General features: G+C 39.9%; 16 protein-coding genes and 1 other RNA gene. 12 read left to right on the forward strand and 5 right to left on the reverse strand.

The features are described 5' to 3' along the window. The first annotated feature begins 348 nt into the window (after positions 1–348). Positions 349–1,041, forward strand: coding sequence for a ribonuclease T (rnt, locus tag MTF64_RS03580; RefSeq protein ID WP_029774102.1), 693 nt, complete (start codon positions 349–351; stop codon positions 1,039–1,041). Here rnt and MTF64_RS03585 read toward each other — a convergent pair. Continuing rightward, positions 1,025–2,650, reverse strand: a complete 1,626-nt coding sequence (locus MTF64_RS03585) for a FapA family protein (protein WP_248450603.1) — start codon at positions 2,648–2,650, stop codon at positions 1,025–1,027. The genes rnt and MTF64_RS03585 overlap by 17 nt on opposite strands. A gap of 266 nt (positions 2,651–2,916) precedes the next feature. On the opposite strand from MTF64_RS03585, the gene ssrA reads away from it, so the two are divergent. The 5 genes from ssrA (at position 2,917) to MTF64_RS03605 (ending at position 6,885) form a co-directional block, all read left to right on the forward strand. Beyond that, positions 2,917–3,273: a transfer-messenger RNA gene (ssrA, locus tag MTF64_RS03590) on the forward strand. A gap of 693 nt (positions 3,274–3,966) precedes the next feature. Next, positions 3,967–4,101 (forward strand): hypothetical protein, encoded by a 135-nt coding sequence (locus MTF64_RS19890; protein ID WP_282446962.1) that lies wholly within the window; start codon positions 3,967–3,969, stop codon positions 4,099–4,101. 16 nt (positions 4,102–4,117) lie between these two features. After that, the gene (locus MTF64_RS03595) at positions 4,118–5,428 is read left to right on the forward strand and encodes a hypothetical protein (RefSeq protein WP_248450605.1); all 1,311 of its coding nucleotides are present in this window, start codon (positions 4,118–4,120) and stop codon (positions 5,426–5,428) included. A 3-nt stretch (positions 5,429–5,431) separates the two neighbouring features. Continuing rightward, positions 5,432–5,935, forward strand: coding sequence for a P-loop NTPase fold protein (locus MTF64_RS03600; protein ID WP_248450607.1), 504 nt, complete (start codon positions 5,432–5,434; stop codon positions 5,933–5,935). A gap of 14 nt (positions 5,936–5,949) precedes the next feature. Beyond that, on the forward strand, positions 5,950–6,885 hold the full coding sequence (locus MTF64_RS03605; protein WP_348984472.1) for a P-loop NTPase fold protein: 936 nt from the start codon (positions 5,950–5,952) through the stop codon (positions 6,883–6,885). A 228-nt stretch (positions 6,886–7,113) separates the two neighbouring features. Here the strand turns inward: MTF64_RS03605 and MTF64_RS03610 are convergent, their stop codons facing one another. The 4 genes from MTF64_RS03610 to mnmC all read right to left on the reverse strand — a co-directional run bounded on the left by MTF64_RS03610 (position 7,114) and on the right by mnmC (position 11,941). Further along, the gene (locus MTF64_RS03610; protein WP_248450611.1) at positions 7,114–8,178 is read right to left on the reverse strand and encodes a hypothetical protein; all 1,065 of its coding nucleotides are present in this window, start codon (positions 8,176–8,178) and stop codon (positions 7,114–7,116) included. 355 nt (positions 8,179–8,533) lie between these two features. Beyond that, positions 8,534–9,169: an NAD(P)-binding oxidoreductase gene (locus MTF64_RS03615; protein WP_004588390.1), complete on the reverse strand. Its 636-nt coding sequence runs from the start codon at positions 9,167–9,169 to the stop codon at positions 8,534–8,536. Between the two features lie 169 nt (positions 9,170–9,338). Then, positions 9,339–9,662: a hypothetical protein gene (locus MTF64_RS03620; protein ID WP_029772569.1), complete on the reverse strand. Its 324-nt coding sequence runs from the start codon at positions 9,660–9,662 to the stop codon at positions 9,339–9,341. A gap of 269 nt (positions 9,663–9,931) precedes the next feature. After that, complete coding sequence (mnmC, locus tag MTF64_RS03625; protein WP_248450612.1) at positions 9,932–11,941, reverse strand: bifunctional tRNA (5-methylaminomethyl-2-thiouridine)(34)-methyltransferase MnmD/FAD-dependent 5-carboxymethylaminomethyl-2-thiouridine(34) oxidoreductase MnmC; 2,010 nt, start codon at positions 11,939–11,941, stop codon at positions 9,932–9,934. 181 nt (positions 11,942–12,122) lie between these two features. On the opposite strand from mnmC, the gene fabB reads away from it, so the two are divergent. The 6 genes from fabB (at position 12,123) to accD (ending at position 22,581) form a co-directional block, all read left to right on the forward strand. Continuing rightward, on the forward strand, positions 12,123–13,337 hold the full coding sequence (fabB, locus tag MTF64_RS03630) for a beta-ketoacyl-ACP synthase I (protein ID WP_004588393.1): 1,215 nt from the start codon (positions 12,123–12,125) through the stop codon (positions 13,335–13,337). A gap of 112 nt (positions 13,338–13,449) precedes the next feature. Continuing rightward, positions 13,450–14,571, forward strand: a complete 1,122-nt coding sequence (locus MTF64_RS03635) for a 4-phosphoerythronate dehydrogenase (RefSeq protein ID WP_248450614.1) — start codon at positions 13,450–13,452, stop codon at positions 14,569–14,571. A gap of 45 nt (positions 14,572–14,616) precedes the next feature. Continuing rightward, entirely contained in the window at positions 14,617–15,633 is a 1,017-nt protein-coding gene (locus tag MTF64_RS03640; RefSeq protein ID WP_248450616.1) for an aspartate-semialdehyde dehydrogenase, read from the forward strand. Between the two features lie 352 nt (positions 15,634–15,985). Next, positions 15,986–20,500, forward strand: a complete 4,515-nt coding sequence (locus MTF64_RS03645) for a FimV/HubP family polar landmark protein (protein ID WP_248450618.1) — start codon at positions 15,986–15,988, stop codon at positions 20,498–20,500. A gap of 270 nt (positions 20,501–20,770) precedes the next feature. After that, the gene (gene truA / locus MTF64_RS03650; RefSeq protein WP_054983053.1) at positions 20,771–21,565 is read left to right on the forward strand and encodes a tRNA pseudouridine(38-40) synthase TruA; all 795 of its coding nucleotides are present in this window, start codon (positions 20,771–20,773) and stop codon (positions 21,563–21,565) included. A 140-nt stretch (positions 21,566–21,705) separates the two neighbouring features. Further along, on the forward strand, positions 21,706–22,581 hold the full coding sequence (accD, locus tag MTF64_RS03655) for an acetyl-CoA carboxylase, carboxyltransferase subunit beta (protein ID WP_024032247.1): 876 nt from the start codon (positions 21,706–21,708) through the stop codon (positions 22,579–22,581). Positions 22,582–22,592: the final 11 nt, after the last annotated feature.

A 22,592-nucleotide genomic window follows, 5' to 3' on the forward strand; every position in this document is an offset into this window, starting at 1 on the left:
AATCTACTAAGCCAATATTTTGGCGTACGGCTAAAGTAGGGCTCTATACCAACTTAATTAAAACATAATCTTGGTATCGTATTAAATAGCCCACTCACTGCGTTAAACTTACTGATGTAAAACAAAGCTATAAATAATTTTCGCCTTGTTATTGCGCTATTTTCTAGGCGCTTTACTAGTATCCGTAATTTAATACGATGGGGATTAATAACAGCCAATACAATTAGCAGTTATTTAAAAGCAAATAGCATGCCTACAATATATTAATTAAATAATTTATAAAGCCCTAGCCGAGTAGCCCCCAATTTTGACATAATAGTGAGCTTATCCTCATAAACCAAGAAGACTATGGCAAATACTGAGCAAACACTTTTCGCACAACGCTTTCGCGGCTTTTTTCCTGTTGTTATTGATGTAGAAACCGCCGGCTTTAATAAAGAAACCGACGCCTTACTTGAAATTGCCGTATCAATTTTAAAAATGGATGACGAAGGGTTACTCAGCATAGATCATACCGTTCATTTTCATGTAGAGCCTTTTGAAGGCGCTAATATTGAACAAGCCGCAATTGAATTTAACGGCATAGACCCGTTTAGCCCGTTGCGCGGCGCTGTACCAGAAGACGAAGCAATTAAAGAAATTTGTAAAGCAGTACGTAAAGCGCAAAAAGCTGCTGGGTGTCAACGCTCAGTTGTAGTGGCACATAATGCCGCCTTTGATCATGGCTTTTTAAATGCAGCCATTGAGCGTAACAATATTAAGCGTACGCCATTTCATCCATTTGTGAGTTTCGACACAACCTCGCTTGCAGGGTTAGCGTTAGGCCAAACGGTACTGGCTAAAGCATGTAGAGCCGCGGGGATTGAGTTTGATAACAGCCAAGCACACTCGGCACTTTACGATACAGAACGCACAGCAGAACTATATTGTTTAATAGTAAACCGTTGGCAAGAACTAGGGGGCTGGCCGTTAGCGCCACTACCTGAAAGTGACGCCCAAGAAACTGAAAACACCGAAGAGGATACTAAAACGACTGAGTGATTTTTCCCTCAGAAAGTTTTACTAAGTGGGGTGGGTAAATACGCGAAAACTGTTTTGTGTCTTTTGCTATTTTAAGCTCCACACCTGGGTGCATTATTTCGTTAATTTTAAGTCGGCTAGTTGCCAATAGCTGAGAAATTTTTTGCTTCACCAATCTTTTTTGACGTTGTACGTGCATAGCGCGGGTTTTTATATGCTGCTCATTAGCGGCAATTTTATCTAGTAGCTGTTGGCGTTGAGCAGCAACTGGAATTTTTATCGCTTTTTCTTTAGCTTGTTTAAGTGCAGATGTTTTACTTGCCAACACTTTTTCAAAATCAATTATTTGAGACTGCTTTGAGCGCAGTTCATGCCAGTTTTGAGCTAAAAACACACGGGTCTTAGTCCCTGCCGGCGCACCTAGCTCACCTGTTTCTATACGCATAGCATCAAGAATATTGCCCCCAATTATTTTGCCGCGAGGCTTACCTGCTTTACCAACACGTATTAAGCGCCTTGCACTTAAATTACAATGTAATGCTTGGCGTTCTATAAATAAATCTTGCGCACTTTTAATATTACAGTACTGGGCATAGTCAATAGAAATAGTACGCTGGGCTGAAATTTCGCACGTAAATGCTTCTTCATTTTCACGCTTACGGCCAATAGCGCCGAGCATAATAGTTACCGCGCTTTGGCTTTCAATCGTGCCTGATTCAACAAACCCTAATACAGTAATATCGCCATTGGCTTTAACCCGCATACCATCTTTTACATCACCAGAGATAATTACACTGCCATCAAAATCAACATGACCTGTACTTACATCTACATTATGAAAACACAAAACATCGTCAACCCGCATGCCTCTAGGTAAGGCCACAGGCACACCTTTACAATCAGCGATGAGCATGTTTGGGTTATTAGGATCTATTTTTGTGCCTTCAAAGGGCTGTAATTGATGTTCTTTACCAGGCGTTGCCTTGATCATATCGCCAAAAACCGTATAGCCATCTTCACCTGGTGTAGCAGCTACTCGCTGCATTAAAGGGGTGCCGGGTTTTACCGTAATAATCGCGCCAAGGTCTTTCATATCGACCTTGCCACCTTCTTTTGCTTGGGGGCTAAGTACGCGGTCTTGCGCTGTAGAGCAAAGGCGAACAAACCTCGCATCACTGCCTTCTTTAGGGTTTCGGCCATGAGCCACAATAGCGCTGTATGATGTACCTGCAGGGTGAGAAAACTGCTGACCTAAAAACGTATCAAGTGCACGAGGACTAATGCCTTTTTTTACACCGGCTTTAACTAAAGCTGCTTGAGCTGCCTCCATAGAGAGTAATGCGCCGCCTTTGGCCGTGGTAAGCGTTGCCTCTGCAACCATGTTTTTTTCATCAACGTTAATAACAATGCTCGCGTCCGTGGCTTTGGCAATTACTAATGATTCTTGCTGATAATTTTTACTCGGTGAAAATAATTTACCAATATTGCCAGAGAGTACTTCAAACTCGCAATAATCCGACTGTTCAAGTAGCTCAATAAGTTGAGCACTCGTCACCGGAAATCCATTATCAATAGGGTGTGCAGATAACGCCAGCTCACCCGTTTGTTCATTAAATAAAAAAACCGACATTTATAAATTCCCTACGTAATATGCCTGTTATTATGATTATTACTTTTACTACTAAAGCCTTATAGCTAGTGTAAAATTTAACTCCTTATTTGAGCACAACTTGACCGGTATGTTAAGTAAATGTTCAGTATTTGTTTGCTTTTTTACAAACTTGTGCTTGTTTACTGTTCAGTTGATTCAGTTAGCTAAAATAAAAGTGTCACACCCCTTGAGTATCAGTCGTTTACTCAGTTATACTGCCCTCACTGAAAGAAATTCATATTTCAGGGGCTGATTAGGATTCGACGGAATTCAAGAAGCCTGAGGTGCATGTCGAGGTGCGGTTTGCCTCGTAAAAAAGCCGCAATTTAAAGTAATCGCAAACGACGATAACTACTCTCTAGCAGCTTAGGCTGGCTAGCGCTCCTTCCATGTATTCTTGTGGACTGGATTTTGGAGTGTCACCCTAACACCTGATCGCGACGGAAACCCTGGCCGGGGTTGAAGCGTTAAAACTAAGCGGCCTCGCCTTTATCTACCGTGTTTGTCCGGGATTTAAAGGTTAATTAAATGACAATACTAAACATGTAGTACCGACGGTCGAGGCTTTTCGGACGGGGGTTCAAATCCCCCCAGCTCCACCAATACAGGTATTTAAGTTCGTTACTTAAAAACCATAAAAAACCGCCAATTTGAGCAATCAGATTGGCGGTTTTTTTATGGGTGTGATTTGGGCTGGTGTTTAGATAAATAATTAAAACTTTTAAATGTGATTTAAAGTTATTATAAAATATTAAACTAAGCTTAATATAACTTAGCTATGCACTGTAGTACTTATAAAATTACTCGCCTTTTAATGAGTTTCTCTTATAGATAATTTTTGACGGTTTAAACTTAGGTAATTAGATAATTAAATTAATAACTGAAGATAGGTAGATTACGTATTTCTAGATCTTAGTAGTCTTTAGCGAATAGGAAACTTATCAAAGTATTTTTAAAACTAGGTACTGATTTTTTATTTTTGTAAGTGTATCTTTGTCAGCTAATATAATTAATAGTAAAACAATGGATTAGCTGTTTAGTTTTTAATTAAAAAGCCGGACAATGGATAAATATGTCGCTACCCAATTACAAATCAATTCTTCATGAACCCATTACTTGCATATATAGCCAATGGAAAACTGGCAAATTACAGCATAATATCGCCCTTAACTCATGCCTAAATTTTAAACTTTTAGTTGACCAATTAAATTTGAATCCAAAGTTCTCTTTAAATATACGGGCGTGGTAGAGAAAGTGTTCTTATCTTTGATAATTGTAAGTTTAAATGCTTACAAATGATGAACTATGCCACTTTGGTAAGTAATGATTTATACCAAGAGCAAATGATGCAGTTATTGTCAGATCCCGCAAGAAACCAACAATTTGCGCGGGTGATATTTGATATGTTGTGTGGGTTTAAAAAAGCATAGGCTTTCAGGAGTAGAAATGGTACAGGATTTAATCAAAGGTTGGTTTAGTGATAATAGAGTGAAGATCACAAGCCCTGTTTTAGGCGCTTTTATGGGGGCGTGGGTTTTATTCAATTGGAAGTACTTTCTCCTCTTATTTTGGGGTAAAGGTGATCTTGAAGTTAGACTTTTGGCATTCGAAGAAATAATTACAACTTCAAACTTAAGCATATGGTTGTGGCCTTTGCTAGTGGCATTAGCATACGCGTTTGGTTTACCGTATTTGAATGTTTTAAGCCATAAATTACTTAAAAGAGCGGAAGAGTGGCGACATAGCGAGGTTGTTGGCATTGATATAATAAAGGCTAAGAAAAAAACGGAATTGAATGAAGTAATATACAAAGGAGATCCGGCCAATCCGTACTTAGGTAAAAGATTAGATGCGGAGTTAAAAGAGTTTGAGGCTAAAGCAGATATAACAAGAGCAGAGGCTAACGATAAAAAACTTAAACTTGAAGAGCTAGAAGCTAAGAAAAAGGCGTCTATAGCAGAGCAAAAAAAATTAGAGTTAGAAGCTGAGCAGGAAGAATTAAAACTCAAAGATTTAAAAAGACGAGATGAAAGGGAAAAGCTTGCTCAAGAACGAGCAAAAGCCCATCATCAACAAGAGCTGTTAAACGCAAGATTTCCAACTACTTACGTTTTTCTTAAGTATTTATCTGAGTCTTTTATTGAAGATGAAGTGAATGCGCCGCTCGATTTTATGATGGATTGTTTAGTAATTTGCTTCGGTTATAAAAATAGTGATGAGCTATTAGCCGATGATGAATTTTCATTATCTAAGTTCGATGAACTTTCATGTGTTGCATACAGTAATTCAACAATTCTCAAAGCTCTTTCTGAGCTCATTAAAACAGCGAAAATCAACGTAACAGCAGAAGAAGTTTTTGATCACTTGGTTCAAATGTTTGAAAATATAGATACTGTCAGGTTTATGTCTGATGATTTGTTCAAAGATTTAGCAAGTGAGTTTGCAAGCGATTCAGATAATTATGACTCCTTACTGCATGAGGATTCTGTTACTGGTTCGATGGCAGAAACTAACGCATATTTTGAATTTGTCGAAGATGTTCATGTGATTGGAGTTGATGAAAGAGGTGATGAAGAAGTAGCTATTAAAATGGAGGCTACTATTTCAGGTACTAATCATGATGATAAGCCATTTTCTGGCGATTCTTTAGATGTTACTTTTAACTTAGTTTTTACTCCAGTTATTGGAAGAAATGGTTATTCCCAGCCAGAGATTGAAGATGTAAGAGCTTCCGTGAGTGACTATTGGAGAGGGTAATATATGAATTTTAATTGTAAATACCACGAGTGGCTTACTGAGTATACGTTTGATAACTGTAAGCTCAATCGTAAAGAATATGGTGAGTTTTTAACTAACTATATTAAGGGAGAACATGATGGCTTTGTACTTAACTTAAACGGGGCTTGGGGAACTGGTAAAACAGAGTTTTTAAGACGGCTGTACACACACCTAACGAATGAAGGATATCCGACTATTTATATCGATGCATGGGAAAGTGATTTTTCGCAAGTTCCATTATCAGTAGTTGCTAGTGAACTAATTAATCAACTTTCAATAATTAACCATAACATTGGTTCTGATTTGGATAAATTAACAGGCTTTCTAGGTAAGGCGCTAAAGGGGGTAGTAATAGCTGGAGCTGGTTTAGCTACCAAGCACCTTGTGGATGACTCTGCTGCTGGAAGAGAAGTAGTAAAAGCTTTCTTTGAAACCTCACCTAAAGATTTTCTTACTAGTGTAAAAAAGATCATGAAGAGCAAATAGAAGCGATAAAAAGCATAAGAAAAGAACTAGGGCTTTTAGCTGAAGTGCTAAAGCAAATTCATGGCAAAGAGCTGCCTGTGGTTGTATTAATCGATGAACTTGATAGATGCAGACCTAATTATGCTATAGAAATGCTAGAAGTGATCAAGCATTTCTTCACGACAAAGAACTTTGTTTTTGTTGTGGCTACAGATACTACACAACTGCAAGAGTCGATAAGGTCAGTTTATGGTTCTAATTTTGACTCTAATACTTACCTAAAGCGTTTTTTTAATCGAGAAGCTAGGTTAGCAGAGCCAGATCTCGAGTACTATTTAAAGTTACAAGAAGTAGATTTAACGCCGTATTCTGAAAAGGTAGTTCTTTATCCAAACCTTACAAATAATAGGGAAAACAATATACGTCAATATATCATATGGGTAGCTAAAGCTTACGAGTTGAGTTTGAGGGATGTTGATCAGACAATCGATAAGATAAACGCTTGCTTGCGAGGAGCCTTATACGCTGAACAAAGCTCCAATAAAGTTCAGGTGATAAATATATTTTCTTTATTGTTAGGGATAGTAGAATTCGACCTTAAGAATACAAGTTTTGATGAAAGAAAAAATGACAAGCCATGCATAGATGGTGGGCTATACAAACATAATATTTCGCTTGATAGTCATAGTGAAAATGTGTTTTCTGAGCTATATGAGCTAAACATGTATAATTCAGTAAAGCATAGTATTGAGTTTCAAGATGGCTGGGGGGAAAACCAAAAAGGTTTAGTTTATGGAACTCACATTAAGGCTAAAGGTAAAGATTATGACCACTACAAAGGAATTATAAAAAAAGTAGCTAATGAAATAGATAGTAGCTTTTTCAACTTCAATCAACAAAAAGATGAAGTGAAAATTTGGTTATGGCCTGACTATCAAAAAGTGATAAAGCTGGCTGGAAATTTAGATTAGTAAAAAATCGGATTAAATATATCTAGCTATTTTTAATAATGATAACAATTTATTTTAGTACCATCTTGGTTATCTACTTGGTTTAAATTTGTTTTAAGACAACATGTTGCTTTCTTGCTAGAGACTCCCCCCGCACCAATACAGGTATTTAAGTTCGTTACTTAAAAACCATAAAAAACCGCCAATTTGAGCAATCAAGTTGGCGGTTTTTTTTATGGCTTTAATTTATTATTTGCTTGTAGTGGCTAGCTTCATTTTTATCGTCCTTACTTTCATTTTAATACTAATAATAATAAGCGTTAAAAACGACATTAAGCTAATTAGTAGAGTTAAATCTAATATCGGTGACTTGGCGAGTTGTGTGTTTGTAGGTGTGACGGGCAAAGCGTCAGGTTTATTTTGTTGTTGCCTAATGTAGCTTTGGCTTATCCAATCAACGGCGTTTATCCATTGAATTTTATCAGGGTTATCATTACCAAGCTTGCTCATTACATGGGCGTCGTTATTAAGCGATTTAGCAAGGTTAATTAATTGCTCCCAAAATACATGTTCAGTGCCTAGCGCATCTATTTCTTGTAGGTGCTGCTTTAACCTTTCTGCGCCCATGCTGTTTATATTTGGTTGCTTTAGAATTTTTGCGTAACTGTTTATATGCGTTGAAAATCGAGCAAAATAGCTATCAATTTTTTGCTGCGCCCCTTGGTTAAGCTCATCTGTGTTGTGGGTGTTAGGCAAGGTGACTTCTGGGGGCTTTTTTTGATTTGCTAAGTACTGCTTATAATGAACGTAATTTAATGTTGTTGAGGGCGAAGCTGATGAGCTGTCTATCATACTCATTTTAAGTGTGTTAAAGCTTATTACTGCTGAGCAAATAAGGCAGATGAATAATAAGCTATAACAAAAAAATAATGCGCTTTGCAGTGCTAATTTGGGCAAGGCGGTTGGGCTATTTACGCCGGACTTTTTAATGCTGGTTATTGTGTTAGCTATTTTTTTTACTGCTGGCTCATTGCGAGCAATAACCAGTTTAGTACCCGCGGCACTTTGGGGTGCCCTTACACTTGCGTGCGGTTCTACTTTGGTGATTAAACCAAAACTTTTTAGTTTAGATTCTGTTTTAACTGCATCAATACTCGATAGGTCTTTGACGAGTGCGTAGGCTCGGCCATCAAATAATTTTACAGCGACATTATGGGGAATTTTTAAAAACTGACAGAGTTGCTCTTGTACGGTACTAATGTCAGCATTTTGGTGTAACTGACCATTAAAAATAATTTTAAATGAGGCGCTCACGCTATGTCCTTATTCGTGCAACTTCCATTGAGGAATTTTTATTATTGTTTTAACACGCTGTTAATTTACCAGATAAAATAAGGGGTTTCTAGTATTTAACCTTATTAAACTAGTAAAAAAGCCTGAACAAAATTTGCTCTGTTGAGTTTTTAACGCATTGTTTTGCGGTGATTTTAGTGGAAGTGCTTGTTTTTCATGTTGTTTTATTAGGAACGCGGTGTGTAGGCTTTTATAAAGCGATTTAAACGTGTTGTTTACATTTAATAAATATAGTGAAGCAAGAGAGGGCGCGTGCGATTTAGCATTTAAATACGTTGCCCTTTGCAAGGGGGTTTACAAAGGGCAAGCAGAGTGTTTATTTTACAGCTGCTTTAATGGGCGTTTCGCCGTCAAATAGTTCAAAAACGCGGTTACCATTAAATGCGTTAGTAGCAATATGTAACAGGGCATTGGCAACGTTTTCGCGGCTAATTTTAGCTTTAGAACGATCGTTTGGACGCTCGGTGGTTACTTTCATTGAGGCGCTTTCATCGGTCAGCCCACCTGGGCGCACTATGGTGTAGTTTAAGCCACTGTTGATAAGGTGCTCATCGGCCATATGTTTGGCAACTAAGTAAGGTTTTAAGTCGCTTTCAATTGAGTCTGGATCGTCAGCGCCAATAGAGCTAATCATAATAAAATGCTTTACGCCATGCTCTTTAGCATACGTTGCTGCTTTGGTGGCTGCCCATAAATCAATTAGCACGGTTTTATCTGTGCCTGTACTTCCGCCAGAGCCAGCAGCAAAAATAACTTGATCGCAATCTTTTAACGCACCAGAAAAATCTCCTTCGAGATCTTGCTCAACAATAGTTAAAAATGGACTATCTAAATCATCTAACTTACTTTTGTCACGCACTAATGCAGATACATTTTGTTCATTGTTTAAAAGCAACTTGGTTGCCATTTTACCAATTTGTCCGCTAGCGCCAATAATTAGGGTCTTACTCATAATTAATTCCTTCTCAATTTAGTGTAAAGGTATTTAGTACAAATAGACCTTGGGGTAGGCATTCGTTTTTAAAGGGTAAAATGCTGTTTTTCTCAACAAAGTGGTTATTTAAAAGTAAATAAAAATTGAGTCTGAACTGAGCATGAAAATTAGCCGCTTTTTACTGTGTTTATTCAATCATTATGCTGACTTCGGTAACATAATTATGATGGTATAAACTGATGCGAACAGCATGGTTTTGGTAGTTATAGTAAAGGGTGCGGTAGTTATTATCGCCTTTGCTGTTAATGGGATCACCAAGGGCCTGCTGATAAAACTTAGAAATAGCATCAATAGAAGCAGCTAAATACCCTGTTCTAACCAGCGGGTATTCGCCAGTTACATCCATGGTGGTTATGAATTCTTCAGGTAAGGGGATGGCGGTTACGTCTTGGCTAAATGTGTTAAACGATATAGCGGCGAGTAATGTTACAGCACAGGTTAAAGCTTTCATTGTGATCCTTTTATTGATACCCATCCGCATTCATACATATGGTGTGCATTGGTTATATAATACCAGTGCACAATAATACTTGATCATTTTGCGGTGCTAACCGTGTCGCTACCTGTTTTAAAAAATTCTTATTTAGAACAACTAAATAGCGAACTTTTTACCTAGCTATCAACAGGTTTTTTCAGCCTCAAAATTGATCACTTAATTAAGCGGATTGGTATAAATTCCTTTTATGGTTATTATTTTACGCAAAAAATGAATGATGTCATTTAAATTTTATTTCGTATTAAATCACGCACTATAAAACGCGCAGGGTGAATGGCCTGGCTTACACGCTCGCTGAGTGGGCGAGGTTCATTATTTAACGTGCTAATAAAGTGCTCGCTTAATAACGGTGCGCTGCATAATGCGCGCGCTCCAAACCCAGTAAAAATATGTAAGCCTTGTTGTGGCTTGCATAGAGGTGAGTATTGATAGCGTTTACCTAGGCGTAAATTAGCAAAGGCGGTGCTGTAATCGCTTTGCTCACACCATTGTCCTGCCATTGGTAAGTGATCTATAAACGTGCAGCGCACAGCTGCTTTAGCACAGGTAATGTCACCTAATGTTGTGGCAAAGTCGCTTTGATGGTAAAAGCTAAGTAATTGCTCATGGTTTAGCTGGTTGTCTTTGTCTGTAACGGCGCGACTTTTTGTGTTTTTTTCAAATGTAGCGCCCATACAGTGTTTACCTAAATAGGCGGGGGTAAAATAACCTTTATGGCACAACACAGTTTTAAGCTGTTTAGATTGTTCACTCGCTTGAATATGCGATACTTGACCACGTACCCCTACAATAGGTAATGCGTTTGTTTGTTCAAACGCATCGCTATGCTCACCTGCACATATTATTACATCACTAAAAGGGCCATATTGGGTATGCTCGTGGGTTAAATACCAGCCTGCATCGGTTTTAGTAAGCTGCTGTATATGGCAATTAAAATAGCTATTAATGGGGTTAAGGCTATTGGCCGCTTTTAGCATTGCCTCAACTAGCTGGGGTGGGTTTACCCAACCGCCTTGCTCGAAATAAACGCCGGGGTAGCCGGTTTTTACGCCTGCCAGTTTATCTCCTTGCTCTACAGTTACATTGCGCATTAAGGCTTGAGGCCATAACTGTTTTTGTTCTAAGTTTTGATGTTTATCTGCAAGAGGCTTTTTTACCGCATGTTGCAGTACACCGCACCAGCTATAATCAAAATTAAAGCCGTTTTTTAGTAGTTGTTGGTAACAGCGTTTAGCGTATAAAAAACTGTGCGCAAATAATTCACTATGAGGTGAGTTTTTAGCTTGCAGATGGGGGTAAACCGCGCCTTGTACGTTATGTGAAGCGCCCATAGCTGGTTTTTCATCTTGGCAAAATAGGCTACTTTTAATGCCACGCTTAGCCAAACTGTGCAAAATACAGCTACTCGCAATCCCACCGCCAATTACAGCAACATGCTCTAGCTTGGCAGGGGGTTGTTCAAAGTATGGGGGTGATGACTGTGCACTATTAGCGTGTGCTAATTGGCCTATCAGCATTTCGCGTTTACGGCCAAAGCCTTTCGCTTTTTGCATGCTAAAGCCTGCAGCTATTAAGCCTCGGCGTACAAAGCCTGCAGCGGTAAATGTGGCAAGTGTTGCATGCTTGCGCGATATATCAACCATGGCATTAAACACACTTTGTTGCCACATGTCAGGGTTTTTACTTGGTGCAAAGCCATCTAAAAACCACGCATCGACCACCCCTGATTGCGGGTAGCTCATTGCATTTATTGAATCAAGCACGTCGCCAAAATACAAATCAAGAATAACTTGGCCATTATTAAATTCTATGCGATGACAGCCGCCTAAATTTATAGGGTAGTGTGTTATTAATTCATCACTGAGCTTGTTTAATGTTGGCCACGCTTGCAGTGCTTTTTTTAGATCATCAGCATTAAGCGGGTATTTTTCAAACGAAATAAAATGCAATCGCTTAACCCGTTTGTCTACTTGATTTTGAACTTGTTGATTGGCAAGGTGGTCATTAAAGTGTTGCCATGCATTTAGAAAGTTTAAACCAGTACCAAAACCGGTTTCGGCAATAACAAAATGTGTTTGGTCATGATTTTGTAACCGCGCCTGTATATTGTTTTGTTGATAAAACACGTAATGCGATTCAGCAAGGCCGTCGTCATTAGAAAAATAAACATCGTCAAAGTTATCGGCTACCGGTGTGCCTACTTCATTAAAGTGTATTTGGGCGTTTTTTATCATGACTTATTAAATTTTTAGACAGTATTTTTTAATTATTTTACGGGTTTTCTTTGAAATAGTCTGGCGTTATTTATAAGCTATTAAATTCAGAGTACAGGTGTACGCTAGAAAGCTGACCACTTAACACCAAAAAACAGCGTAAAATACACAGTAATTTAGTATCAAGCTAAGGGAATTACCCATGAGAAGAGCCGTAATTACGGGTATCGGTGTTGTATCAAGCATCGGTAATAACAAACAAGAAGTATTAGAGTCACTAAAAGCGGGCAAAAGCGGTATTGCTTTTAACCAAGAATTTGCCGATTACAACTTACGTAGTAATGTATCGGGAAAAATTGATATTGATGTTAAAGAACACGTAGACCGTAAAGCAATGCGCTTTATGGGTGATGCTGCTGCTTACTCTTATATTTCTATGAAGCAAGCAATTGAAGATGCTGGCTTATCTGATGAGCAAGTATCTAATGAGCGCACGGGTTTATTAGTTGGCTCTGGTGGTGGCTCTTCAAAGTGGCAAGTAGAAGCGGCCGATATTTTGCGCGAAAAAGGCGTAAAGCGTGTAGGTCCTTATATGGTTCCGCGTACGATGGCAAGCACGACATCGGCTTGTTTAGCAACGCCATTTAAAATTAAAGGCGTTAACTATTCTATAAGTTCTGCGTGTGCAACATCTGCACATTGTATTGGCCACGCTGTTGAGCAAATTCAATTAGGCAAGCAAGATGTTATTTTTGCCGGTGGTGGTGAAGAGCTCCACTGGACTCTTGCAATGGAATTTGACGCAATGGGCGCGTTATCTACCAAATATAATGAAACACCAGAAAAAGCATCTCGTACGTACGATGCAAACCGCGATGGTTTTGTTATTTCTGCTGGTGGCGGTATTGTTGTAGTAGAAGAGCTTGAGCATGCACTTGCTCGTGGCGCACATATTTACGCAGAAATTGTAGGCTACGGTGCTACATCTGATGGCTACGACATGGTAGCACCTTCAGGTGAAGGCGCAGTACGCTGTATGCGCCAAGCAATGCAAGGCGTTGATACACCAATTGATTATTTAAACACGCACGGTACATCTACGCCAGTAGGGGATGTTAAAGAGCTAGGCGCCATTCAAGAAGTATTTGGTGGTAACTCGCCGCTTATTAGTGCGACTAAATCATTAACGGGTCACGCACTAGGTGCTGCGGGTGTTCACGAAGCTATTTTCTCAATTTTAATGATGGAAAACGACTTTGTAGCGCCATCTATTAACGTAGATGAGCTAGATGAGCAAGCACAAGGCCTTAACATTGTAACTGAGCGCCGAGATGCACAGCTTAATACTGTTATGTCTAATAGCTTCGGTTTTGGTGGTACAAACGCCACATTAGTTATGAGCAAATATAAAGGTTAATTCGTTTTCTCTTTATAGTGATTAAAAGCCGAGCATTGCTCGGCTTTTTAGTTTGTGTAATGGCTCGGTTGTTCGTTACAATAGCGCCTCATTTTGCCATACGGACTCCCCAATGAAGATTCTTGCCGATCAAAACATGCCTTTAGTTGAGCAGTATTTTGCAGACTTTGGTGAGGTAACGCGCTTTGATGGACGAAACTTAACACCCGATGCGTTAATTGATGTTGATGTATTACTTACGCGTTCGGTTACTAAAGTAAACAGTGACTTGCTTGCCTACGCTAATAAATTAAGCTTTGTAGGTACCGCCACTATTGGTGTTGATCATATAGATACACAGTTACTAAACGATAAAGGTATTGCCTTTAGTAGTGCCCCAGGTTGCAATGCAGTGGCGGTGGCTGAGTATGTAATAAGTAGCTTGTTTGCCTTAAGCCAAGAAAACGCAGCCCCTTTAGGTGGTCAAACAATAGGTATTGTTGGGGTGGGTAACATTGGCAGCTGTTTAGCACAAAAACTAAAAGCACTTAATGTTGATGTTTTATTATGTGACCCAATTAAACATGAGCAGGGCTTATTAGCCGAGCATGTTGAGCTTGACGAACTACTTGAGCGCGTAGATGCGGTTACCTTTCATGTACCGCTGATTAAAACCGGTGAGCACAAAACGCATCATTTAATTGATGAAAAACGCCTTAAAGCGTTAAAGCCTGGGTTAGCAGTTATAAATGCAAGCCGTGGAGAAGTAATTGATAATCAAGCTTTGTTATCGGTTATGGAGCAAGGGGCAGACTTAGATTTGGTTTTGGATGTTTGGGAAAACGAGCCTAATATTTTAATTCCATTGCTTGATCATGTGCGCTATGCCAGCGTGCACATTGCCGGCCATACCCTTGAAGGAAAAGCCCGCGGCACACAAATGCTGTACCAAGCATTGTGTAAATTAAAAGGCGTAACCGCAGAAAAATCTCTCGCTGATTTTTTACCACAACCTGCTGTTACAAGCCTAAGTTTACAAAGCAGCTTTACTGAGGCTGATATTGCGCGTTTAGTGCATTTAATTTACGACGTACGCCGTGATGATGGCATTTTGCTGCGTAACTTAGCAAAAGACGGGTTTGATAGTTTACGTAAAAACTACCCAGTCAGGCGTGAGTTTAGCACTTTAACGGTAAAAGGGAGTGCACAGCATACAGATGCACTCGCTCAGCTTGGCTTTAACACCGCAAACTAATTTAACTAGTAGTGTTGTTTTAACACTGCTTAAAGAGGATAAAATATGTCGCAAAAATATAACGTTGCTGTACTTGGCGCTACAGGCTTAGTAGGTCGTCAAATTATTGAAACCCTGGAAGATCGTAAATTTCCGGTAGACCAACTTTTTTTACTAGCCAGTAGCCGCAGCGCAGGTGAAGACATAAAGTTTCGTGGTGAAACCATTGAAGTACAAGACGTAGAAGGCTTTGACTTTAGCCAAGCACACATAGGTTTGTTTTCAGCTGGTGGCAGTGTATCAGAAAAATACGCGCCAATTGCAGCCGATGCGGGCTGTGTTGTAATTGATAACACCTCACATTTTAGAAATGATTTTGAAGTACCTCTAGTGGTACCAGAAGTTAATGCAGCAAGCCTTGAAGACTTTAGAAACCGCAATATTATTGCAAACCCTAACTGCTCTACTATTCAAATGATGCTAGCGCTTAAACCAATTTACGATGCTTATGGTATTGACCGCATTAATGTATCTACATACCAAGCTGTATCTGGTGCAGGTAAAGAAGCCGTAGATGAATTAGCAAAGCAAACAGCTAATTTAATGAACGCTCGCCCAATGGAAAACGAAATTTTTCCTAAGCAAATTGCATTTAACGTTATCCCTCAAATAGATACCTTTGAAGATAACGGCTACACGCGCGAAGAAATGAAAATGGTAAACGAAACGCATAAAATCTTGGGTGATACCACTATTGCTATTAACCCAACCTGTGTACGTGTACCTGTATTTTTTGGCCACTCTGAGTCAATCAACATTGAAACACGCATGCCGTATGACTTTGAGCACGTTAAACAGCTTTTAAATGATGCCCCAGGAGTCGAGCTTATTGAAGATGAGGGCGATTACCCAACCGCGGTTTCAGACGCTAGTGGTAATGATACAGTTTATGTGGGCCGCTTACGCGCCGATATTTCGCACCCTCATGGTTTAAATATGTGGGTTGTAAGTGATAACACCCGTAAAGGGGCTGCCACTAATAGTGTGCAAATAGCGGAAGAGTTAATCGCTAACTACTTATAAATACCCACTAATATTGTGTGTAAATTAAGCGGCAAACTTTTATAGTTTGCCGCTTTTGTATTTAAGGGAGCCAAATTATTGCCGCTTAGCGTTGCTACTAAACTAAACGCCTTGATCTATCACGATAAAATAGTATTAAGAATAAAGTTTTAAGGTATTTATTTTCAAAGCGTTGCAATGGATATTAGGCCGCAACTGGTTTATAGTTTGTAACTGGAATAGAGCTTGCAATAAAAATAGATTGTAATAACAAATGTAGATCAGCTATTTGGCTGGTTACGGCAAGAATAATTAATGTTGAGCAGCTAAATAAATAGCAAAGCATTTAACATTTACACATTAAAGGATCAGCATGCGCGGTTTAGCTTCACTTATTATATTAGCGTCTGCATTGGTAGTAACTCCAATTTACTCTCAAGACAGCACCCAATTAAAGGGGCCAAAAGGCGCTGACTATGGTGCGCAAGGGCGATCAATAGGGCCTATAAAGCCAACCGATACACTATGGCGTATTGCTGCCAAAGTACGCCCAGATAACTCAGTTAGTATCTACCAAGTTATGCAGGCCTTGTATAACAAAAACCCTAATTCTTTTTTAGAACAAAACCTAAACCACATGCAAAGTGGTGCATATTTAAAAATACCCACTTTAGCGGAAATTAGACGCGTAAATCCACAGCTTGCTAAACAACGCTCAGAGCAAGATGACGCGCTGTGGGAAAAAAAGAAAAATGGCACACTAACCACCAGTGAAATTAACGCCGCGCAAACTAAAGTAACACAAGCTCGTAAAGCCGATGTTGACGACGCTAAAAAAGAAATCCAAAAAGAATTAAATGAAATAAAAACGCAGCAAGGTAATAAGCTTGTAGAGCTGCAGCAGCAATTTAAAAGCTCGGTTAATAATGTAGAAGAAATATTAGCTGAGAATAATAATCTCAAAAAACAATTGTCGGGTATTTCAAAAGAGCTCGCCAATGTAAAAGAACAGCTAGGTCAAGACAGCGAAATTCAAAAGCAGCTAAAAGAGCTAATAGAAAAACAAAACGAAATAATAGCTCAGCAAAAAGTGCAAGAAGTACCAAAAGCAGAATCTTTTGACCTAGGCGCTTTAATGTCTAACCCACTTGTACTTATTTTATTAATGACCATTCCTGCGTTATTAATTATTTTTGCTGTGGTGATGTTTTTACGAAAGCGTGCCAACAAAGACGAAGAAACTCAAGATGACGATGATTTTCTGCCACAAACGCCCAGCTTTACCGAAGACGAGCCGCAAAGTAATGATGCGTTAGACGATCCAATCATTCCTGACCCTCTTGATGATTTAGATATTCAACTAGATGACAATCATAGCAACGATATTTTGCCAGAGGATGATATTGCATTTGATGATTCTCTCGATGATGCGTTAGACGATGAATTTTCTGATTCAGAAAACTTGCTCGATCAAGACGAATTAGAAAGCCTATTAAGTGATGATATTGTTTTTGATGACGAAGGCAGTGAAGGGGACGAGTTAGACGTTTTCATGCAGCAGGGCTTTGATGAACCTGTAGATGAAAAACAAGATGAATCAATTGACCTTGATTTAGATGATACAAAAGATTCGGACGATATTTTAAGCAGTGACGACCTAGACGATTTATTTGATGAGGACGATAGCCTGCCTGAAATTGACTTGCCTGAGGTTGAGCAACCTACCGCAGATAGCAGCTTAGAAAGCAATGATGAGTTGGCCGCCTTAAGCGAAGAGCTTGCCCAAGAAGAGGATGATGACTTTGATATTGATGAATTATTAGATCAACAAGCTGATACAGAATCACCAAAAGACGATGACTTTGATTTAGACGACATAGACAGTTTAATTGATGAAGCAGGCGATACACCTGATGAAACACCTGCTGATGCTGCGCTAGTTGAAGAAAACGATGACTTTGATTTAGACGACATAGATAGCCTAATTGATGAAGCCGGCGATACAACCGAAGAAACCCCTGCTGATGCTGCGCTGGTTAAAGAAAACGATGACTTTGATTTAGACGACATAGACAGCTTAATTGATGAAGCGGGCGATACACCTGATGAAGCCCCTGCTGATGCGCTAGTTGAAGAAAGCGATGACTTTGATTTAGACGACATAGACAGCCTAATTGATGAAGCAGGCGATACACCTGATGAAACACCTACGGAAGCGCTGGTTGAAGAAAACGATGACTTTGATTTAGACGATATAGACAGCCTAATTGATGAAGCGGTCGATACAACTGAAGAAACCCCTGCTGATGCGCTAGTTGAAGAAAGCGATGACTTTGATTTAGACGACATAGACAGCTTAATTGATGAAGCAGGCGATACAACCGAAGAAACTCCTGCTGATGCTGCGCTGGTTGAAGAAAGCGATGACTTTGATTTAGACGACATAGACAGCTTAATTGATGAAGCCGGCGATACAACCGAAGAAGCTCCTGCTGATGCGCTAGTTGAAGAGAGCGATGACTTTGATTTAGACGACATAGACAGCTTAATTGATGAAGCTGAAGATTCATCTGCCGCTCAAGTAGCAACAGATAATGATACAGAGCGAGATATTGATAGCGCATTAGCTGATTCAGTCGAAGATCTAGCTGATGCACAGGAAGATTTTGACGAAGATGATATTGAAACATTAGCGTCTTCACTTATTGATGAGCCAGAGCTTCTCGAGGAACCAGAGCTTGTAGAAGAACCTGAGCTTTTAGAAGAGCCAGAGCTTGTAGAAGAGCCAGAACTTGTAGATGAGCCTGAACTTGTAGATGAGCCTGAGCTTGTAGATGAGACAGAGCTCGAAGAAGAGCCTGAGCTTGTAGATGAGCCTGAGCTTGAAGAGGAGCCTGAGCTTGAAGAGGAGCCTGAGCTTGAAGAAGAGCCAGAGCTTGTAGAAGAACCTGAACTTGTAGAAGAACCTGAACTTGAAGAAGAACCAGAGCTCGAAGAAGAGCCTGAACTCGAAGAAGAGCCTGAACTCGAAGAAAAACCAGAGCTTGCAGATGAGCCAGAGCTTGAAGATGAGCCTGAGCTTGAAGAAGAGCCAGAGCTTGCAGATGAGCCAGAGCTTGTAGAAGAGCCAGAGCTTGTAGAAGAACCAGAGCTTGTAGAAGAACCAGAGCTTGTAGAAGAACCAGAGCTTGATGCTGACTTGCTTGAAAACACTGACTTTACAGATAGTTCAGAAACGTTACTCGACCCAGAGGATGCACAGGAAGAGTACACCGACGATACCCTAAAAAGTGTTGATGAATTACTCAACGAGCTACAGCAGGCTACAGACGAAGACTATGTTGAAAACCCTGATTGGGCGTTAGATGATCTTGATGATGACATTGAAGAGGTAGAGGTTGATTTAGGTGACGATCCGCTTGATTCACAAGAAACACCAGCGAGTCCGCTTTTAGATACTCAACCTGAAAATGATGCTGTAAATGATACGCTTAGTGATGATATAGACTTTTCAGATGATAAGCCCGAGACGTTAGATGTAACAGAGCAACAGCAATATCTTCCTGATGAGTTATTGGGAGATGAGCTTGATGGTGATGCAACAGGCATGCAGCCAAGCCAAGCTGAACAAGACTTAGCAAACGCACTTTCAGGCAGTGAATTAGATAGCTTAGAAGACGACTTTGATGATGAGTTACTCATTGATAACGATTTTTCAGAGCCAGAGCTTGAGCCGAAGCTTACCGATGATATAGGTGCAGATGATAACCACGCTCAAGTGTCGTCATCTCTAGATGAATTAACTGATGATGAAAGCCAGCTAGATTTATCTGAAAATACGGATGAAGACGAAGGGGTTTTCGATGATGATTTATTGCAAAGCGTTGATGAGCTAGACGACGAGCTCAATGCTTTATTAGATGAGCAAGTAACTCCAAGTGAAGAACTTGACGAGTACCCTGAGTTAGAGCTTGATAACGATGACGAAATTGATTTAGATGTTCAGCAATCATATAGTCCGCAAGAGTTACAAGGTGATGAACTTGATGGACAAGCAAGCGGTATGGCGCCAAGCCAAGCTGAGCAAGACTTAGCAAATGCACTTGCTGGTAACACTGGTATTGATGCGTTAGAAGCCGACCTAGATGACGAGCCGCTGATTGACGATGAGCTTGATGCGCCTTTACCTCAAGATGAACCTCTAGGTGAGGCGAAAACAACGGATAGTGCGCAGGAACAGCCTGATTTTGACGATGCAATTTTAGAACAAGCACTTTCAGAAGACGTTGAAGATGAAATAACAAATTCGCAATTAGAAGCCGAGCTAACACAGGCTGCTGATGATCAAACTAATGAAGACGTTATACCCGACGAGCAGCTAGACGATGAGTTTATGGCTGACTTAACGCAAACCGATTTTGATGCGTTGCTTAGTGAGTTAGGTGAACCGGATGAGTTAAATTTAGAAGATAGCAGCGAATTTGATGTCGACTTTGATAGCCTATTAAACGAAGACTTAGACACTGAAGTTGAAGCGAAAGCGGTGCAAGAAGAGCCTTCGCAAAATGAACCGCAGGCTACAACCGATGACTTTGTTGATATTGACGCGCTACTTGAACAAAGCGATGACTCAGTACTTGAGCACGAACCCTATGACGAGGTTAATATGGACGTAGGGTTAAGTGACTTTGATTCGTTACTTGCAGGCGATAACCCAACAGATGTTGACTTAGAAAGCGGTGGTTATTCTGCCAAGCTTGATTTGGCAAGAGCATACATTGAAATTGACGACTTTGACTCAGCCCTTAAAGTGATTGAAGATGTTATTGAAAGTGGCCCTGAAGATGTACAAGAAGAAGCGCAAAGTTTAAAAGCTAAACTTAACTAGAGCATTCATGATTATAAAAACCGCATTAGCTTTGTTAATGCGGTTTTTTTATAGGTACGAATAACTCTAACCTATAAAAGGACTTAATTAGTTTTAGACGTTAATTAAACCCAAGACGTTAAAAGCTCACTAACTTATCGCTGTGTTTTATTGGGGTAAAATAAATTACTTAATTTTGCGAATAACTATAAATAGACGAGGTTACTTTTATTGCATCGCGAGATAGCATAAAATGCCCCGTTCATTAGCACAGTAGGTAAAGCAGTAATTATGCGAGTAGCACTTGGAGTTGAATACAACGGCGCACGTTACAGTGGGTGGCAACGTCAGTCTCATGTAAATAGTGTACAACAAGAAGTAGAAAAAGCGTTGTCGAGCATTTGTAATCATCCGGTTGAAATAGTGTGTGCGGGCCGCACAGATGCAGGTGTACATGGGACTGGTCAAGTTGTACACTTTGAAACCCATGCTCCCCGTGAGATGGTTGCATTTACTATGGGAATGAACACGTTACTCCCTAAAGATATAGCGATTCGTTTTGCACAACCTGTTAGTGAAGACTTTCATGCACGCTTTAGCGCAACAGCGCGTCGTTATCGTTATGTTATTTATAATTACGCTTATAGAGGCGCAGTTATGAATGAAGGCGTTACGCACTTTCATCACCCACTTGATGAAACAAAAATGCAAGAGGCGTGTCAGTACTTAATTGGCGAGCACGACTTTACCTCTTTTAGAGCGCTGCATTGCCAAGCTAATACAGCAAACAGAACTATTCATCATTTATCGGTACAACGCCAGGGCGATTACGTTATTATTGATATTAAAGCGAACGCTTTTTTACACCATATGGTGCGTAATATTACCGGCTGTTTAATGGATATAGGTCTACACAAGCACCAACCTGTATGGTTAAAAGAGCTATTAGATTTAAAAGAGCGTGCTAAAGCCAGTGCCACGGCAAAAGCCGCGGGTCTTTATTTAGTAGATGTAGATTACCCAGAGCACTTTAATATTCCTAAAACCCCACTAGGGCCATTATTTTTACCTGACTCGGAATGTTAGTGTTGAATTTATAAGCGTTTATCTAACTACTAAGACCAGTTTTTTATACCGTGTTTGTGTAATTCATGTTTTAATTGAAAAAATCTGTCTGCTACTTATTAGCAGACTCGCGACACAGAACAGCATTAAGAGAGTTGCAAATGAGTTGGTTAGAAAAAATCTTACCTAAAACGACTAAGTCGTCAGGTCGTAAAGAAATTCCAGAAGGCGTTTGGGCTAAATGTACAGCTTGCGATTCAATTTTATATAAAGCTGAACTAGAAAAATCATTAAACGTATGTCCTAAATGCGACCATCACATGCGTGTGAGCGGGCGTAAACGTTTAGAGCACTTTTTAGATGAAGGTGACCGCACGGAGCTTGGCACTGAGCACGAGCCTAAAGATGTATTAAAGTTTAAAGACTCTAAAAAATACTCAGACCGTATTAGCGCAGCCCAAAAATCAAGTGGCGAAAAAGACGCGTTAGTAGCAATGAAGGGCCGCTTAAAAGGTATTCCTGTTGCCGCGGTTGCTTTTGAATTCTCATTTATGGGTGGTTCAATGGCTTCGGTTGTAGGCGCACGTTTTGTTGATGCCGTAGACCAATGTTTAGAGCACAATATGCCATTAGTGTGTTTTTCTGCCTCAGGTGGTGCACGTATGCAAGAAGCACTTATGTCGCTTATGCAAATGGCTAAAACCAGCGCTGCGCTTGCTAAAATGAGCGAAAAAGGCCTGCCGTTTATATCAGTAATGACCGACCCAACCATGGGTGGCGTATCTGCATCATTAGCGATGTTAGGTGATATTAACGTAGCTGAGCCAAAAGCCTTAATTGGCTTTGCGGGCCCGCGCGTAATTGAGCAAACAGTACGTGAAACCTTGCCAGAAGGTTTTCAACGCAGTGAGTTCTTATTAGAGCACGGTGCAATTGATATGATTATTGACCGTCGTGAAATGCGCGACACATTAGCACGCGTACTTGCTAAATTTATGAACTTGCCTTCTACCGAACAAGAGCATAGAGTAGCGTAAATTTCAGCTTT

The sequence above is a fragment of the Pseudoalteromonas sp. 2CM41L genome, assembly GCF_023161905.1.
Classification (GTDB): Bacteria; Pseudomonadota; Gammaproteobacteria; order Enterobacterales; family Alteromonadaceae; genus Pseudoalteromonas; species Pseudoalteromonas atlantica.